Below are 16,610 nucleotides of genomic sequence, written 5' to 3' on the forward strand. Positions count from 1 at the left end.
CGGGGGGGCTCAGGCGACGCCGGCGGCGCAGGCCAGGGCAGCGGCGTGTTCGCGCTCGCGCAGTTGCTTGCGATGCACCTTGCCGGCGGGCGTCTTGGGGAGTTCGTCCACCAGGGCCACATGGCGCGGGTATTCGTGCTGGCTGAGCTTGGTTTTCACCAGCGCCTGGATTTCGGCCGCGAAGGCCGGCGCCTGGGAGGCGGGCCGCTGGCCCACGACAAAGGCCTTGACGACCTGGCCGCGCAGCGCATCGGGCACGCCGATCACCGCGGCTTCGAGCACGTCCGGGTGCATCAGGATGACGTTCTCGATCTCGACGGCGCTCATGGTCCAGCCCGCGGAAATGATCACGTCGTCGGCGCGGCCGCCGTGGTAGAAGTAGCCGTCCTCATCGGTGCGGCCCAGGTCTTTCGTCGCCACCCACTGGCCGCGGCGCAGCACCATCAACTGGCCGGTCACGCCGGGCGCGCAGACCCGGCCTTCGGCGTCCTGCACCTGCACTTCGGTGCCGGGCACGGCCTTGCCCAGCGAGCCGCGCTTGACCGCGAAGTCGCCAGCCCCGGGGTAGCTGGCCAGCACCACGCCGATTTCCGTCGTGCCGTACATGCTGCACACGTCCAGGCCGAAGGTGGCGCGGACAAAGTCGGCCGTGTCGTCGTCGATGGGCTCGCCGGTGAACGACAGCTTGGTCAGCGCGTAGGCATGGGCGCCGGCCTGGCCGCAGTTCTTCATCATGCGGTAGTGCGTGGCCGCGGCTGACATATTGGTGAAGCCATGCTGGGACAGGCCTTGCAGCAGCCGCTCGGGATGGAAGCGCCCGCTGTAGGCGCCCACCGTCAGGCCCAGCGCCAGGGGCGCGAGCGTGCCGTGCCACAGCCCATGGCCCCAGGCCGGCGAAGACGGGCAGAAATAGCGGTCGCCTGGGCGCAGGCCCGTGCCGTACAAGGCGGCGACCATCAAGGTCACCAGCGCCTTGTGCGTGTGCTTGACGGCTTCGGGCAGCTCGCGGGTCGTGCCCGAGGTGTACTGGAACACCGCCAGGTCATCGGCCCGGGTCTGGGACTTGTAGGCCGTGGGGTAGGCCTTGAGCATTTGCGCAAAGGCCGCGTCGAAGACCTGCACATGGGCGTGGCCGGTGGCCCGCGCGGCTTCTTCCTTGTCGGCATTGGTGATCAGCAGCGCGGGCTGGCAGTCCTGCACCCGCAGACGGATGCCGTCGGGCCCGAACAGCGTGAACAGCGGCACCGCAATCGCGCCGCGCTTGATGACGCCGAACATGGCCGTGTAGAAAGCCCGCGAAGGCTCGAGCATGATGGCCACCCGGTCGCCGGCCCCTATGCCTTGGGCTTGCAGCCAGAAGGCCAGGCGCGAGGAATCTTCCGCCAGCTGCCGGTAGCTGATGACTTCATCGCCGCCTTGGGCCTGCACCACGATCAGGGCATCGCGCTCCGAGCCCGCATGGCGGTCCACGCACTCGTGGGCGATGTTCAAGGCATCGCGCTGACCGTCGAACAGATCCCACAGGCGCTCGGGCGAAAACTGCAGCTGTGCATCGGCATAGCTCTGGTAGGCGGTCAAAGGTGTCATGGCTGCATCCAACGTGGTTGATGGGGTTGAATGCAGTGTTCAGTTTTGGCTAGTTTTTGTCAAATAGCGTTATTGTTTGTATTAGTACAAAAATAATCTAAATAGATCGAACGCCAAACCCCGCACCGAGCCGCTTTTCCGCTGGCTTGCAGCCCCCTCCATGCAGGCCTACGGCAGGCGATCAAGTCCTCCAGACTCTATATCTGGGCAGGCTTTGCTGCTCTTTTTTTGCGAGTTTTCGCGCGCGCCTCTCCGTGCCGCGCGGCATGGCTTTGGGATCAGTGTCGATGTCGTCGGGAAAAGGCCAAAACAGCGCTGCCTGGCGCTGTCAGCGGCGCATCATTCAGGGTTTATCCGGGGCAGTGCGCTGGAATTCGCGACCGCAGGCACGCAGCGCAGCCTGTGCGTCCATCAGGACCATCATCTGCAGGTGATATTTGCGAAATATCATTTAAAGGTGTTCACTCTGAACTATCACTTCATGCTTGTTTTTATCCAAGGCAAAGGCAATGGACTGCGCATTGAATTTCCCCGAGCAGCTCAGCCTGCACCTGAAATCCTTGCGCAAGACGGCAGGCATGAACCAAGCCCAGCTCGCCCAACCGCTTGGAGTGACGCAGTCGCGTGTCTCAGCCATTGAAAAATGGCCCGGCGGCGGTCAGCCTGGGTCAATTTATGGCAGTTTTGCAATTGCTCGATGCCGAACTGGTCATACGCACTCTTGCAGCAAGCCCTCTACCGCATTCAGCGCCGCGCACCACGGGTAGTTCGCCGGCGGAGTTCGCCCCATTGCACGGCCTGGGGCCCAAGATCCCAGGCGCAAAGACCGCCAAAGCAGCCCGCATGGGCATAGGCCCCTTCAAGACCCAGACGCTGCCACCTGGCTGGCAGGACAAGAAGCCGAAAGGAAGCTGGTAATGCCCGCACTCGGTGTCTGGATGAACGGCGAGCGGGTCGGCTGCTGGGCGCCATCGATGGACACGCCAAGAACTTCTCCCTCTTCCTCCAGCCCGGAGGCCTTCAAGGAAACGCGTGCCCAGGCGCACAAGTTCCGCCAGGGCACGGACACCTGAAGCGCTCAGGCCCACCTTCGTTGAACCGCCGGTCGACGATGGCCTAGGGCGTGGCCTGAAGCTATCGGAGTGTGAACGGCAGTTTTCCGCCACTTGCGGCGAGCTGGCTCATCACGTGGCGATGCATCCAGACATTTCTCGTGGCCGAGTCGCCCATTGCGCCGGTGTACCGGCCCTCGGCGGCGACTCGCTGGCGAGCGGCGAGCGAACTGTCTTGCCCGAGCAGCTTCAACAGATCGACGACCGACGTGGCCCAGTGGAGCTTCTGTGGCGCTTTCCGTGCCAGAGCGTCGAGCATCTCCCGGACCTGGGCTTCGGTCATCGCCTCCGCTCTCGCCGACGTGTCGACCAGCATGCGTACATTGCCCTCGGAATCGACCACCCCGGAAAAGCGTCTATCCCCCACGCTCAGTCCTTCGACCTCTTCGCCCACAACGACCGAAATGACCTCGCCAACCGGGTAATTTCTGGTCTGCACCCACAGTCCGACATCGCTGCCCGACGGCACAGTGTCGATTTTCTGCGTGAAGTCGCGGTTCATCCATTGAACGGAAACGATCTCCTTTTTGGACGACGCTCCGGAGCTTGACTCCGGCACGTCCTCGACGCCGCTGGAGATGGACGCTTGCGTCGCAGGCCCGTCACGGCTTGCCACGCAGCTGGCCAAGACGGCCGAGCAAAGGCAGACAAGCGCAGTTCTGGCAATGGTCTTGAGAATAAAAATGCTCCTTGCGGATGGTGTCCATGGCTACGGCCAGGCTGTCGGGCAGTACGGGTGCGACAGGGGGAAACATGCCATCCACAGCCTGCCAGCGCCGAGCGTATCACCGGTGATCGCAGCTGCCATTTCTTTCACTGCGCAGGGCTTGCGTCGCGGCTTCGTGCGGGCCGCGGTTGGACCCTGGCGGTTACAATTTCGCGCTCCGTACAGCCTTCGACGAACTCCGCCCGCCCCCAGGCGACGGCTCGCAATGCCTGCGTCATGCGCACGCGGTTCCATTTTTTCGCACGACCATGCCCTTCAAAGAAGGCGCTTCCCCTTTTCGGAGCCCACAGTGAGCGATCAAAGCACTGAAAACACCCTGCAGTCGTCTGCGCCCTTGGCTTGCGCCACGCCTGCCGTTCGCGGCCCCATGGACCTGCGCTTCCTGGCGATCTGCATCGTCCTGGTGCTCGTCGAGATCGCTATCGCCAAATACTTGCATGGCGGCTTCATACGCTCGTTCGTTGGCGACGTGATCGTCGTCGGCGTGGTCTTCAGCCTGCTGAAAACGTTTGTGCAGGCGGCCTCCGCCAAGCTGGCCGCTGGGGCGCTGGCTTTCTGTGTCGTGATCGAAGCATTGCAGTATGTCCATCTCGCCGACTGGCTGGGCCTGAAGCGGGGCACGATTCTTCACATTGCATTGGGCGCCACGTTCGACTGGCTGGATCTGCTGGCCTACGCCATCGGTTTTGTGCTGATCCTCGCAGCGATCCGGATCCAGCAGCGCCGCACCCATGAAAGTTGACCTCCTGATCGTCGGCGCGAGCTTCGCCGGACTGGCTTGCGCCCGTGCGGCGGCACTGGCCGGATTGAGTGTCGTGGTGCTCGAAAAGAAGTCCAACTCGGGCGCCAAGCTGCACACCACCGGCATCATCGTCAAGGATGCCGTCGACAGCACGCCCTGGCTGGCCGAAGTGCCGCCTGCGCTGGTGAGGCGCATCGAGGGCGTGCGCCTCTATGCGCCGAACATGCGCCACGTCGATCTGCACGCGCCGGGATACTACTTCTGGGCCACGGACACCGCCGCGATGCTCGCCTGGATGGTGGAAGACGTGCGACGCTGCGGGGTGGAAGTCCGGCTCGACACCTTGTTCGACCAGGCGCAATGGGCAGGCACGGCGTGGCAGGTCCCGCTGGCCACCGGCGATGCCTTGGAGGCGCGTTTCATCGTGGGCGCGGACGGCCCGCATTCGCGCGTCGCGAAGGCCCTCGGACTCTCGCGCAACACAGAGTTTCTCTATGGCGTGGAGCATGAGTACCGGGATGCCCTGCTGGAGCCCGATCTGCTGCATTGCTTCATTGACCGCCAACTCGCACCGGGCTATATCGGCTGGGCGCTCAACGGCGTCGGCATGAGCCAGATCGGCATCGCCCGGCGCATGACGGGCCGCAAAGGCACGCCGCTGCGACTGGACCCGCTGCTCGCCAAGATTTCGAATGTGGTTTCTCCTGGCGATGAAGTTCCCTTGGCCATTCGTGCCGGCATGATTCCTTGTGGCGGCGTGCTGCCGGTCGTGGCCCGCGAGCGCGCCCTGCTGGTGGGCGACGCCGCGGGAATGGTCTCCCCCGTCACCGCGGGCGGCATCCGCACAGCGCTTCAGCACGGCGAGAGCGCGGGCGATGCGGTGGCGCGTTTCATCCGCGGCGAAGCCGATGACCCGTCCACATGGTTTGTGCGAAGCTATCCGCGCTTCAGGATCAAGCGCGCGTTGCGCTGGGCTTTCGACCATTTCCAGAACGACTGGGTGTTCAACCACTTGCTGGCCACCTCGACCATGCGGCGTGCGGCCGAGCGGGTTTACTTCCATCGCAAGGGTGACACCTCCGCCTAGGGCATGATTCGACTGCAACTTCCATTGCAGGCCCATCACTTCACTGCCTACCACCCATGAAACGCATCCTCTCGTCCCTGACCCTCGCTCTGTTGATGCCCGTCGCCGCCCACGCAGCGGGCGAATGCGACAAGTACCGCACCAGCTACGACAAGACCTACTGCATGGCGAAGATCTTCTTCGAGTCCGACAACGAGTTGAACGCCAGCTACAAGGACTTGCGCAACCTCGTCAACGACACGACCAAGCAGCAGCTCAAGGAGTCGCAACTCGATTGGATCCGCTACCGCAATGGCGCATGCGAATCCGGTGGATCCATCGATGTGGACTGCAACTACCGGGTCAATCGCTCCCGGACGGAATACTTGCGCGACCGGGTGCGCGAATGCAAGGCCGGCACCTGCCGCAACGAAATGGTCGCCAAGAAGTCCTGGGACTGAGGCCATGGCCTACCCCGCATCCTTGCGCTCCTGGCAAGGGATGCTGGCCGCGCTCGCCATGTCGGTCGCGGCCTGCCTGCCGGCAGTGGCCACGGCCGGCGGGAACGCTGCGGCACGCATCGTCATCGATCCGGGCCACACGCCCGCGCAAGGCGGGGCCCTGGGCGTGCGCGCCATCCACGAGGTGCGCTACAACGACCGGCTGGCCTCGCAGGTGGTGCAGGCGCTGACCCAGGCCGGCTTCGACGCCTCGCTGACGCGGCGGCCGGACGAGAAGATCTCGCTCGAAGAGCGCGCCCGCATCTCCAACGCACGGCGCGCCGACCTGTTCCTGTCTATCCACCACGACTCCGCCCAGCTGCAGTACCTGGAAAAATTCACGCTGGCCGGGCAGGAGGCGTATCGGACGACGCGCCCGATCGCGGGCTATTCGGTCTTCGTGTCCAAGCGCAACCCGCGCTTCACGCAAAGCCATGCGTTCGCGCAGCTGCTCGGCGAGGAAATGCGCAAGCTCGGCCGACCGCCGACCCTGCACCACGCGGAGCCCATTGCGGGCGAGTCGCGCGAGCTGCTCGCGCCCGCTATCGGGGTCTACCGTTTCGACGATCTGGTGGTGCTGCGGCAGACAGAGATGCCGGCCGTGCTGCTGGAGGCCGGCGTGATCGTCGATCCGGTCGACGAAGCCTACGTCAACGATCACCACCACCAGGCCGACATCGCGCGCGAGGTGGTCGCTGCCGTGCGCCGGTATGTCGCAACGCTGTCAGCAAGGCCCTAGCTCACCTTGTAGCCCGTCTCCTTGACGATGCGCTGCCAGCGCGCGTAGTCGTCCACGAGGGTCTTGCCGAACTCGGCGCCGGTGCCGCCCACGGGCGTATGGTCGTAGCCGCGCAGACGCTCCTGGATCTGCGGGTCGCGCACGATCTTCTGCACTTCGCTGGTCAGCCGGTCGACGACGGCCTTGGGCGTGCCCTTGGGCGCCAGCAGACCGGTCCAGCTGCCCAGCACCATGCCCTTGTAGCCCAGCTCCTCCAGCGTCGGCACATCCGGCAGCGAAGCCACGCGCTTGGCCGAGGTGACCGCCAGCGGGCGCAGTTTGCCGGCCTTGATGTGGGGCATGGTCACGAAGGAGTCGAGCGAAATGTCCACCTCGCCCGACAGCACGGCCTGGGCCTGGGGCGCCGTGCCTTTGTAGGGCACGTTGATCAGCGTGGGCGCGTCGATGGTGCGTTTCAACTCGTCGGTCAGCAGCGTCAGCATGCTGCTGCCGGCCGAAGCCTTGATCGGCGGGTTGCCGGCCCTGGCCAGGGCCACCAGCCCGGCGAAGTCCTTCACCGGCAGCTTTTCCGTGGCGACAACGACGAAGGGCAAGGTGCTGACCAGGCTGATGGGCTCCCAGTTGTCGGCGGGGTGCAGCTTGGTCTTGTAGAGCACGGGCGTCAGCGTCTGCGCGCCAGCGGTGTTGAACAGCAAGGTATAGCCGTTGGGCTCGGCGCGCGCGGCGGCTTCCATGCCGATCAGGCCGTTGGCGCCGCCGCGGTTGTCGACGACAAAAGTCTGGTGCAGGTTTTCCGACAGCTTCTGCGCGATCAGGCGCGCCACGATGTCCGTCGTGCCGCCCGCGGGAAACGGCACGATCAGCGTCACGGTGCGGCTGGGGTAGACATCGCTGGCGTAGGCCGGCAGGCTCGCGCACGCGGCTGCGGCGGCCATGGTTTTCAAAGCATTCCGGCGAGAAACCGGCTGTTTCGTGTCTTGGGGCATGACTGTCTCCTGGATCCAGGTTGCAAAAAACACCGATAGCGCCACGAGGAACGCATACACCGCTGCGCGGCGGACCGCCAGGCGCCGAGGCCTGTCCGGTGCACCGCGCTGTCGCTAATTGTTCAATGGTTAACCATTGCGCCCTGCTATTATGAAAATCAAACTTCCGTGGTGTATATGCTGGTAAGTTCTAATGCATTGGGGCCCATCAAGGGCCAGCGCACCCGCGACGCGCTGGCCGATGTGCTGCGTGACCAGATCCTGGACGGGCAGCGCCAGCACGGCAGCGTGCTGCCCGCCGAACGCCTGCTGGTGACGGAAACCGGGCTCAGCCGCGCCGCGGTGCGCGATGCGCTGCGCATCCTGGAAACCGAGGGCTTGATCGAAACCCGGCCGGGGCGCTACGGCGGCTCCATCGTGCGCCAGCCGGCGAGCGACGCCCTCGACAAGCCCATTGCCGTGTTCGTGCGCGGACGGCAGGTGTCGCTGCGCGAAATCGTGGAAGTGCGGGTGATGGTCGAGCCCATGGTCGCGGAACTCGCGGCCGGCCGGCGCACACCGGAGGAACTGGCGGCGCTGGAGCTGCTGACGCAGGAACTCGCGGCAACCATCGACGACGTTCCCTTGTTCCTGGACGCCAATGTGCGCTGGTACCTGGCACTGGCCGAGGCCTGCCACAACGACCTCTTGCGCGCCTTCTTTTCCTCCATCGCCGGGCCTATCCTGGAGGAGTCGGGCAAGGAAGGCATTGCCACCGCGCAAACCAGGCAGCTGATCCTGCAGTCGCACCACCGCGTGCTGCAGGCCGTGCAAAGCGGCGACCCCGCCGCAGCGCGCCGCCGCATGGAACGCCATGTCGCCGGCTATGCGGAGCACTTCCTGGGGCAGCCGCAGGATCTGGCACGCGGCGGGGATTTTTCGATTGCCGCAGGGACAGTCCAGCCCGCACGCCTGGGCGCTGAACGCGAAGGCCCCGTGCCTGGCACCGGCCTCAGATGACGAACTTGTGGAACTCGCGCACGCACTCCTTGGCTTCGCGCAGGTTCAGTTTGCGCAATTGCTCGGCCTCCTCGCCATCGCCGCGCTGCAAAGCCGCCAGTACCGCGCGGTTTTGCTCCAGACCGCGCTCGGCGCGTCCAGGAAGAATGATGGTCCGCCGGACGATCATCTGGGTACGCTCCAGAATGCTGTCGAGCATGCCCTGCACCACCGCGTTCTTGGCGGCAGTGAACACCCGGGTTCTGAGCTTCTCATGCCCTGCCAGGAAGGATTCAAAGTCGCCGGCTTTCAGATAGCCGAGCATGGGTTCGCCAAACAACACGCACAAATCATCCCAGTAGCCCGGAGGACTGCGCTCGGCCGCCAGCCGCACGCACAGGCCTTCGAGCGCCTCACGCGCCTCGTAGATCGCCAGCACCTGGTCCAGATCCAGACGCATCACCACCGCACCCTTGTTGGGAATGCGTTCAACCAGACCACGCTCTTCCAGGGTCGAAAGGGCTTCGCGAATGCGCGGTCTTGGCACGCCAAATTCGAGCGACAGTTCCACCTCCTTGAGCTTGCTGCCGGGCGGGAGATCGTGGTTGGCGATGCGCCGGCGCAGCACCTGCGCCACATCGACCCGTTCCCCGGCAGGCTTGGTGGGCTTGACGCCTGACGGGGTCGGGCTCGCAGACTGAGGAACGGGGGAACGGGGCATGAGAATCTCCTTGGTGCAGCGCATCCTATCTGCTAAGAAACATTGTTTCCATCATTTCTGGATACAAATTTGTATTCTGGAGATAGAACTGCATTCCCGACTCAGGTCTCGATCACGGCCACGACCTGCCCGTCCTCGACGGAGTCCCCTTCCTTGACCAGAATTTCCAGCACCCGGCCGGCACCCGTGCTGACCACGGGAATTTCCATTTTCATGGATTCGACAACCATGATCGAGTCATCGACACCGACCTGAGCGCCTTCCTGCAACTGGATCTGCCAGATCTTGCCCGTGACTTCCGCTGCGATTTCAATACGTGCCATTGCGATACTCCTAGAGGTGATATGCCGACCTGCCGGCCGGCGGGGATAAGCCCGTCAGGCGACGGCCTTGCGTTCTTGCGCCAGAACTTCGGCGCCCAGTCCGGTATGCACCCGTCCCGCGCGGAATTCTTCGCTGTCCAGCACCTGGCGGATGAACGGAATGTTGTGTTTGACGCCTTCTATGCATGTCGCATCCAGCGCGGCAATCAAGCGGTCAATCGCGCTGGCGCGGTCCGCGGCATGCACGATCAGCTTTGCGATCATGGGGTCGTAATACGGCGTCACACTGCAGCCTTCGGCAAAGCCGGTCTCGACCCGGATGCCTTCGCCGCTAGGCAAGCGCAGCTTCTTGAGCAGGCCAGGCGAAGGATAGAAGCGCACCGGGTCTTCGGCATAGATACGGGCTTCGATCGCATGGCCCTGGGTGGTGATGACAGGAGGCAGTACGTCATCGATGCGCTCCCCTGCCGCCAGGCGGATCTGGGCAACCACCAGGTCGATGCCGGTCACTTCCTCGGTCACCGCGTGCTCCACCTGCAGCCGGGTATTCATCTCGAGGAACTGAAAGTCCGAGCCTCCACCGTACAGCGTTTCCACCGTGCCGATCACGTCATAGCGCAGCTTGCCCAGCACCTTCACCATGTTCTCGCCGGCCGCCGAGGCAAGCGCGCGCGGCAGCAGCGGCGCGGGCGACTCCTCTATGACTTTCTGGTGGCGCCGCTGGATGGAGCAATCGCGCTCGAACAGATGCCGCACGTTGCCATGGCGATCGGCCAGGATCTGGAACTCGATATGCCGCGGCTTGAGCATCAAGCGCTCCAGATAGATCTCGGCGCAGCCAAAGCTGCGTTCGGAAAGCGAGCCGGCCCGCGCTATCGCCTGGACCAGTTCGTCGGCGTCATGGGCCGCGACCATGCCTATGCCGCCGCCGCCCGCAGCGGGCTTGACCAGCACAGGAAAGCCAATTGCCTGCGCGGCTTTCAGTGCCTGTGCCGGATCGCCAGTCAACAGGCCGGAGCTAGGCGCCATGGGCAGGCCATGCTGCGCCATCAGGTCACGCGCACGGGTCTTGTGGCCCATGGCTTCAATCCACTCGGGACTTGGGCCGATGAAGCGCGCCCCGCTGGCATTGACGCGCCGGGCGAACTCCGCGTTTTCCGACAGAAAGCCATAACCGGGATGCAGGCCGTCGGCGCCCGATTGGCGCAGCACGTCGAGCAGGGCGTCCTGATTCAGGTAACTGGCCTTGGGCTCGGCCCTCCCGATGCAGAAAGTCTCATCGGCTTCGGCCAGATAAGGCAGGCCCGCATCGGCTTGCGAATACACCGCGACCGACCGGATGCCGAGCTTCTTCAAGGCACGCAGCACGCGGGCGGCAATGGCGCCGCGGTTGGCAACAACGATCTTGTGGAACATGGGCTTCTCCGTGAATGACTGAGATGATCAGGGGCGCACGCCGTACCGCGGCTTGGGTCCCAGGCTGGTTTTCAGACGCAATTGCGCGGCATCAATGAAGTGGCACAGATAGCGGCGCGTGTCCCGCGGGTCGATGACATCCTCCACGCCGAAAGCCTCGGCGGTGCGCAGCGGCGAGGACAGCGCGCGCAGTTCGGCCTCGAGCTCCAGTTCCTTTTGCTGCGGATCGGCGGCTTCGGCAATTTCGCGCCGGAACGCCGCCGCCACCCCGCCTTCGATGGGCAGCGAGCCCCATTCCGCCGACGGCCAGGCGAGCTTCAAGCCGATGCCATTCTTGTCGGTGGTGGCCATGCCCGCCATGCCATAGCACTTGCGGATCACCACGGTCACCATGGGCACGCTGGCCTGCAGGCTGACGTAGACGCTGCGCATGCCTTCGCGCAGCGTCCCGGCCATCTCGGCGTCCTTGCCGACCATGAATCCCGGCACATCGACCAGGAAGATCAGCGGGATGTGGAAGGTGTCGCACAGCTCGATGAAATGGGTCTGCTTGCGCGCCGCCTTCACGTCCATGGCCCCGCCATAAACCATGGGATTGTTCGCCACGATGCCGACGACTTTGCCATTGAGGCGCGCCAGCGACGTGATGACCGCCTTGCCAAAGGTCGGCTGGAGTTCGAACACGGAATCCGTGTCGACCAGCAAGCTGATCAGCTTGCGCATGTTGTAGGGTTTGCGCCTGTCCTTGGGCACGATGCGCGCGAGCTCCTCCTCGCGCCGGTCAATAGGGTCCTGGCAGGGCAGCACCGGCGGCAGCTCCCAGACATTGGAAGGCATATAGGACAGGTAGCGCCGGATCATTTCGAAGCACTGCGCTTCGTCGACGGCAATGTTGTCGACCAACCCGGCCTGGTCCACGGCCGCCTTGGGCCCACCCAGTTCTTCCTTGGTGATCTTCTGACCCAGCGAGCGTTCGACCACTGGCGGGCCCGCGGCGAAAATCTGGCTCGTGCCCTGCACCATCACCGACCAGTGCGACAGGATCGCGCGCCCCGCAGGCCCGCCAGCGGCGGTGCCCAGCACCGCACTGACCACCGGCACGACCCCCATCAGCTCGACCGAAGTCTCGAAACCATGCACGCCGGGGAACACCGTGTGCCCGCGCTTTTTCTGCGAGGAAACGCTGCCGCCCGCGCCGTCAATCAGGTTGACCAGCGGGATCCGGTATTGCAGCGCCAGTTCCTCGACGAAACCGCCCTGCCCGCCTTTCTTGCGGTCGCCGCTCCAGCTCGATCCGCCGCGGATGGTGAAGTCCTCGCCGCCGATGGCCACCGAGCGCCCGTCGATGGACGCCAGACCCATCACATAGGGTGCGGGCGTCACGCCCTTGAGAACACCCTGCTCGTAATGGCCTTGGCCCGTCAGCTTGCCGACTTCCTGGAAGGACTGCGCATCGGTGAGCTGGACTATGCGTTCGCGCACCGTCAGGCGCCCGGCTGCGTGGTGGCGCTCCACGGCAGCGGTGCCGCCCATTTCGTGCGCATAGGCCGCGCGTTGCTCCAGCTCCTGGATCTCCAGGCTCCAATCCGGTGCATCCATCATCTTGTTCTGCTCAGACATGTTGTCTCCCATAAAAACTAGGCCGTCACCACCACGCGGCTACGGATCAAGGTATCGATTTCTTCGTCGGCCAGATCCAGCCACTGCGCCAGCACCTGCCGCGTGTCGGCGCCCACGGCGTGGCCCGCATGGCGGATATGCCCCGGCGTGGCGCTGAGCTTGGGCACGACGTTGGCGACGGTGACATCCGTCAGAAGTTCGTTCGAAGGCACGGAGGCGAGCATTCCTCGCGCGCGAAAGTGCGGATCGGCAAACACGTCGGCAATGGTGTAGATCGGGGCCGCCGGAACATCCGCCTGCAGCAGCGCCGCCTCGACTTCTTCCAGCGTGCGCTCGCCCACCCAGTGCTGTATTGCGCTGTCGACCATGGCCGCCTGCTGGATCCGGTCCTTGGCAAGCCGGTACATGCTTGCCAGGTCCGGGCGCCCCATGGCCTCGCACAGGCGCCGGAAGATCGCGTCGGCCATGGCCGTAATGTGGATGTGCCGGCCGTCGCTGCAGGTATAGAGGTTGTTGGGCACCGAGCCAGGCAGCGCGGATCCCGTGCGCTGGGCCACGATGCCCAGCCGGTCATAGGCCGGCACGTGCGGCTCCATGAAGCTGAAGGCGCACTCGTACAGGGCGGCGTCGACGACCTGCCCCTTGCCGGTCTGCCGGCGGGCATTGAGCGCGACCATGGCACCGAAAGCCGCATACAGGCCGGTGACATAGTCGCCCAGCGATGTGTTCATGCGCGTGGGGGGCCTGTCGGCATCGCCGGTCAGATGGCGCAGCCCGCTCAACGCTTCACCGATGACGCCATAGCCGGGGCGGGCGCTGTAGGGACCGGTCTGGCCGAAGCCGCTGATCCGGACCATCACCACGCCCGGATTGAGGGCGCTCAGGTCCTCATATCCCAGCCCCCACTTTTCCAAGGTGCCAGGGCGGAAGTTCTCGATCACCACATCGCACCTCGCGGCCAGGCGCCGCACGATGTCCTGACCTTGCGCGGTGCGCATATCAACGGCGATCAGCGACTTGTTGCGAAAAATGCTGGCTGCATACAGCGACGTGGACCCTTCAATGCTGCCCATGGTGCGCACCGGATCGCCTTCGGGCATTTCGACCTTGATAACTTCGGCGCCGAAGTCTGCGAACAGGCGCCCGCAAAAAGGACCGGCGACCGTAGAGCCGAGTTCCAGGACGCGGTAATTGCCCAGGGAACCAAGTCCGGGTGTGAATCCATGCGTCATCATTCGGCCTTGATGCCAGCCTGCTGGCTGACCCTTTTCCACTTGGCCACCTCGGTGTGCACCAGTTGGCCCATCTGTTCCGGCGTTCCGCCCGACAGCTGCAAGCCGCCGCCGCTGACCAGCGTGGATTTCACGCCAGGATCCTTGAGCACCTCATTGAGTTCCCGGTTGAGCTTCTCCACAATGTCCGGAGCCAACTTGGCCGGTCCCATGATGCCGAAGAAGATGGAGGCATCAAAATTCGGCAAACCCACTTCAGCGAAAGTGGGCACATCCGGCAGGACCGGCGAACGGGTTTTTCCCGTCACTGCCAGCGCACGCACCCGGTTGGTCTTGACTGACTGCGATGCCAGCATGACGGTGTCCATCAACACCTGGACCTCGCCCGCCATCAGGGCCGAGGCGGCCGGTGCATTGCCGCGATACGGCACGTGGGTCATCTTGATACCCAGGGTATGGCTCAGGAGTTCGGCCGACAGATGTGTCGATCCACCATTGCCCGAGGAGCCATAGTTCAACTGGCCCGGTCGCTTCCTGGCCTGCTCAACGAACGCACTGAACGAGTTCACACCCAGCGACTCATTGACCAGCAGCACCGTGGGCAGCGAACCCACGAGTCCGATGGGGGTGAGGTCCTTCTCGACATCGAACTTGAGGTTCGAGTAGACGGCCGGCCCGATGGCCAGCGCCCCCGACACGGTCATCAGCGTGTAACCATCGGGCGATGCGCGGGCCACCGCGGCTGTGGCGAGCGTGGATGCGGCGCCCGTGAGGCTCTGAACCACGACGGGCTGCCCCAGGCGCTCCGACAACTTCTGTCCCACCACCCGGGCCACGATATCGGTGGCGCTGCCGGCGGCGAAGCCCACATACATGGTGATGGGCTTGGCGGGATACGCGCTCTGCGCATGCGCAAGACATGCCGCAGACGCGAACAACATGGCGCCAAGCGCCTTGCCTACGGGGGAAATCCTGAACCTCATTGCCGTCTCCTTGGTAGTTGGAAGGGTGCTCACTCAGATGACAAACTGGTGGTGCTGGCGAACGCACTCCTTGGCTTCGCGCAAGTTCATTTTTCGGATCTGCTCGGCCTCGGCCGCGTCGCCCCGTTGCAGGGCGGCCAGCACCGCGCGGTGCTGCTCCAGACCACGCTCGGCGCGTCCGGGCAGGATGATGGCGCGCCGGATCACCATCTGGGTGCGCTCGAGAATGCTGTCGAGCATGCCCTGCAGGACGTCGTTCCTGGCAGCAGCGAACACCCGGATCCGGAATTTCTCGTAGCCCGCCAGAAACGCATCGAACGCCCCCGCGCGCAGATAGCCGAGCATGGGCTCGCCAAACAGCACGCACAAGTCATCCCAATAGCCCTGGGGGCTGCGCTCGGCCGCCAGCCGCACGCACAGCCCTTCCAGCGCTTCGCGCGCCTCGTAGATGGCCATCACCTGGGCCAGGTCCAGACGCATCACCACGGCGCCCTTGTTGGGAATGCGTTCCACCAGACCGCGCTCCTCCAGGGTCGACAAGGCTTCGCGAATGCGCGGTCTTGGCACGCCGAATTCGAGCGACAGATCCGTCTCCTTCAGCTTGCTGCCGGGCGGCAGACCGTGGCTGGCGATGCGACGGCGCAGTTCCTGCACCACGTCGAGCCGCGGCGCGCCCGGCGTGACGCGCCGGGTCGCTGCTGGGGGTGTACCCGTTGTGCGCGGGGAGGCCGAACTCGACATGTGAATCTCCTTGTTGGATCGCATGCTAACTTTGAAGAATCATTATTGCAATCAATTTTGTAATCAATTTTGTAATCTTTAAAAGTCACCCCGCCCCCAGGGACTGCTCCGCAGCGCGGCCGCGGGCCAACGCACTGCAGCGCTGGGCCCTTGCCATGGGAAAAATTGGGCTGCAGGCCTGCGGGTGCATGTCCGGCGGAAATCGCTGCGCATACTGCGGCAACTGCGGATTGCGCCGGTGCTCGAAGGCATGCGCGGCAAGCCTGCGCTGGACATCCAGGCTGCGGCCGACGCCGTGTCGCACCTGAGCTGGCTGGCCCACGACTGGGGCGCGGGCCTCCAGGAGTTGGATATCAACCCTCTGCTGGTACGACGCGCCGGCCTGGGCTGTGTGGCGGTCGATGGCCGGGCCTTGCTCGCTTGAACCCTGACGCGGGTCGGTGAATAGGCGGGGCGCATGCAGGGCCACGGCCGCCTTCTGCAAAAATTCCGCTGACCACGGAATAAAACCGGCGCACCGCCCGTCCACCTCCATGACAGACGGCGCCCGGCATCCGCCCCGCGCCGCAGCCTCCATGGGCCTGGGCATCCGCTGCTGTCACACTGCCACACCATGCCCACCACCGACCACCAGCAACTGTTGACCTGGCTGCCGCGCCTGCGCCGTTATGCGCGCGCGCTGGCCGGCAACCGTGACGACGCCGACGATCTGGTGCAGGACACGCTGGAGCGGGCCTGGAACCGGGCCGGCCTCTGGGGCGGCGTGTCCGACATGCGCGCCTGGCTGTTCAGCATCATGCACAACCTGCATGTGGACGGTGTGCGCCGCCCCCGCGTGCTGACCGTCAACCTGGATGCCGACACGCCGGAAATCCCGGTGGCCGCGACCCAGGGCGAGCGCATCGCCGTGCTGGACCTGCAGGCCGCCCTGGAGCGACTGCCCCTGGAACAACGACAGGTCATCCTGCTGGTCGCGCTGGAAGATATGGCCTATGCCGACGTCGCCCAGACGCTGGGCATTCCCATAGGCACGGTGATGTCGCGCCTGGCCCGGGGCCGCGAACGCCTGCGGGCCTTGATGGAAGACTCAGGCCAGCCGGCCGAGCCCGTGCGCCTGAGGGTGGTGAAATGAAAGAC

At 64.7% G+C, this 16,610-nt stretch carries 20 protein-coding genes; 10 read left to right on the top strand and 10 right to left on the bottom strand.

The annotated features are described in order from the left end of the window. Positions 1-9: 9 nt before the first annotated feature. Entirely contained in the window at positions 10-1,587 is a 1,578-nt protein-coding gene (locus tag N0K08_RS08535; protein ID WP_261499790.1) for an acyl-CoA synthetase, read from the bottom strand. A gap of 160 nt (positions 1,588-1,747) precedes the next feature. On the opposite strand from N0K08_RS08535, the gene N0K08_RS08540 reads away from it, so the two are divergent. The 3 genes from N0K08_RS08540 to N0K08_RS08550 all read left to right on the top strand — a co-directional run bounded on the left by N0K08_RS08540 (position 1,748) and on the right by N0K08_RS08550 (position 2,660). Further along, positions 1,748-2,227: a hypothetical protein gene (locus N0K08_RS08540; RefSeq protein ID WP_261500496.1), complete on the top strand. Its 480-nt coding sequence runs from the start codon at positions 1,748-1,750 to the stop codon at positions 2,225-2,227. Next, positions 2,166-2,354 carry a helix-turn-helix domain-containing protein gene (locus N0K08_RS08545; RefSeq protein WP_261500474.1) on the top strand — a complete coding sequence of 63 codons (189 nt, stop codon included), beginning with the start codon at positions 2,166-2,168 and terminating at the stop codon, positions 2,352-2,354. The genes N0K08_RS08540 and N0K08_RS08545 overlap by 62 nt, the downstream gene beginning before the upstream one ends. A gap of 150 nt (positions 2,355-2,504) precedes the next feature. Continuing rightward, positions 2,505-2,660 (top strand): hypothetical protein, encoded by a 156-nt coding sequence (locus N0K08_RS08550; protein ID WP_261499791.1) that lies wholly within the window; start codon positions 2,505-2,507, stop codon positions 2,658-2,660. A gap of 61 nt (positions 2,661-2,721) precedes the next feature. Here N0K08_RS08550 and N0K08_RS08555 read toward each other — a convergent pair whose 3' ends face one another. Further along, on the bottom strand, positions 2,722-3,201 hold the full coding sequence (locus tag N0K08_RS08555) for a DUF3597 domain-containing protein (protein WP_261499792.1): 480 nt from the start codon (positions 3,199-3,201) through the stop codon (positions 2,722-2,724). 514 nt (positions 3,202-3,715) lie between these two features. Between N0K08_RS08555 and N0K08_RS08560 the strand changes: the two genes are divergently transcribed. Genes N0K08_RS08560 through N0K08_RS08575 form a run of 4 tightly spaced genes read left to right on the top strand, consistent with a single transcriptional unit; the run spans position 3,716 to position 6,473 of the window. Continuing rightward, positions 3,716-4,168: a ribosomal maturation YjgA family protein gene (locus N0K08_RS08560; protein WP_261499793.1), complete on the top strand. Its 453-nt coding sequence runs from the start codon at positions 3,716-3,718 to the stop codon at positions 4,166-4,168. Beyond that, positions 4,158-5,255, top strand: coding sequence for an NAD(P)/FAD-dependent oxidoreductase (locus N0K08_RS08565; protein ID WP_261499794.1), 1,098 nt, complete (start codon positions 4,158-4,160; stop codon positions 5,253-5,255). Before N0K08_RS08560 ends, N0K08_RS08565 begins: the two co-directional genes overlap by 11 nt. A 56-nt stretch (positions 5,256-5,311) precedes the next feature. Continuing rightward, positions 5,312-5,695 carry a lysozyme inhibitor LprI family protein gene (locus N0K08_RS08570; RefSeq protein WP_261499795.1) on the top strand — a complete coding sequence of 128 codons (384 nt, stop codon included), beginning with the start codon at positions 5,312-5,314 and terminating at the stop codon, positions 5,693-5,695. Positions 5,696-5,699: 4 nt separating this feature from the next. After that, the gene (locus N0K08_RS08575) at positions 5,700-6,473 is read left to right on the top strand and encodes an N-acetylmuramoyl-L-alanine amidase family protein (protein ID WP_261499797.1); all 774 of its coding nucleotides are present in this window, start codon (positions 5,700-5,702) and stop codon (positions 6,471-6,473) included. On the opposite strand, the gene N0K08_RS08580 is transcribed toward N0K08_RS08575, so the two are convergent. Beyond that, positions 6,470-7,408, bottom strand: a complete 939-nt coding sequence (locus N0K08_RS08580; protein ID WP_261499799.1) for a Bug family tripartite tricarboxylate transporter substrate binding protein — start codon at positions 7,406-7,408, stop codon at positions 6,470-6,472. The two genes, N0K08_RS08575 and N0K08_RS08580, sit on opposite strands and share 4 nt — an antisense overlap. A 228-nt stretch (positions 7,409-7,636) precedes the next feature. Between N0K08_RS08580 and N0K08_RS08585 the strand changes: the two genes are divergently transcribed. Beyond that, a complete protein-coding gene (locus N0K08_RS08585; RefSeq protein ID WP_261499800.1) occupies positions 7,637-8,458 on the top strand; it encodes a FadR/GntR family transcriptional regulator in 822 nt (273 codons plus the stop codon). Here N0K08_RS08585 and N0K08_RS08590 read toward each other — a convergent pair. From N0K08_RS08590 to N0K08_RS08620, 7 genes are all read right to left on the bottom strand, one after another. After that, a complete protein-coding gene (locus N0K08_RS08590; RefSeq protein ID WP_261499802.1) occupies positions 8,451-9,158 on the bottom strand; it encodes a GntR family transcriptional regulator in 708 nt (235 codons plus the stop codon). The genes N0K08_RS08585 and N0K08_RS08590 overlap by 8 nt on opposite strands. Positions 9,159-9,259: 101 nt before the next feature. Next, positions 9,260-9,481: an acetyl-CoA carboxylase biotin carboxyl carrier protein subunit gene (locus N0K08_RS08595; protein WP_261499803.1), complete on the bottom strand. Its 222-nt coding sequence runs from the start codon at positions 9,479-9,481 to the stop codon at positions 9,260-9,262. Positions 9,482-9,535: 54 nt separating this feature from the next. Further along, the gene (locus N0K08_RS08600) at positions 9,536-10,897 is read right to left on the bottom strand and encodes an acetyl-CoA carboxylase biotin carboxylase subunit (protein WP_261499804.1); all 1,362 of its coding nucleotides are present in this window, start codon (positions 10,895-10,897) and stop codon (positions 9,536-9,538) included. A gap of 27 nt (positions 10,898-10,924) precedes the next feature. Next, positions 10,925-12,517, bottom strand: coding sequence for an acyl-CoA carboxylase subunit beta (locus tag N0K08_RS08605; RefSeq protein ID WP_261499805.1), 1,593 nt, complete (start codon positions 12,515-12,517; stop codon positions 10,925-10,927). A 17-nt stretch (positions 12,518-12,534) separates the two neighbouring features. After that, a complete protein-coding gene (locus tag N0K08_RS08610) occupies positions 12,535-13,749 on the bottom strand; it encodes a CaiB/BaiF CoA transferase family protein (protein WP_261499807.1) in 1,215 nt (404 codons plus the stop codon). After that, on the bottom strand, positions 13,749-14,690 hold the full coding sequence (locus N0K08_RS08615) for a Bug family tripartite tricarboxylate transporter substrate binding protein (protein ID WP_261499808.1): 942 nt from the start codon (positions 14,688-14,690) through the stop codon (positions 13,749-13,751). The genes N0K08_RS08610 and N0K08_RS08615 overlap by 1 nt, the downstream gene beginning before the upstream one ends. A gap of 75 nt (positions 14,691-14,765) precedes the next feature. Beyond that, on the bottom strand, positions 14,766-15,473 hold the full coding sequence (locus N0K08_RS08620) for a GntR family transcriptional regulator (RefSeq protein WP_261499809.1): 708 nt from the start codon (positions 15,471-15,473) through the stop codon (positions 14,766-14,768). A gap of 184 nt (positions 15,474-15,657) precedes the next feature. Between N0K08_RS08620 and N0K08_RS08625 the strand changes: the two genes are divergently transcribed. Together N0K08_RS08625 and N0K08_RS08630 are read left to right on the top strand one after the other, a co-directional pair. Continuing rightward, on the top strand, positions 15,658-15,897 hold the full coding sequence (locus N0K08_RS08625) for an acetate--CoA ligase family protein (RefSeq protein WP_261499810.1): 240 nt from the start codon (positions 15,658-15,660) through the stop codon (positions 15,895-15,897). A 189-nt stretch (positions 15,898-16,086) separates the two neighbouring features. Further along, entirely contained in the window at positions 16,087-16,605 is a 519-nt protein-coding gene (locus N0K08_RS08630) for an RNA polymerase sigma factor (protein WP_261499811.1), read from the top strand. The last annotated feature ends 5 nt before the right edge of the window (positions 16,606-16,610 follow it).

Origin of the sequence: Acidovorax bellezanensis (genome assembly GCF_025421555.1) — a bacterium.
GTDB classification, from domain to species: Bacteria; Pseudomonadota; Gammaproteobacteria; order Burkholderiales; family Burkholderiaceae_C; genus Comamonas; species Comamonas bellezanensis.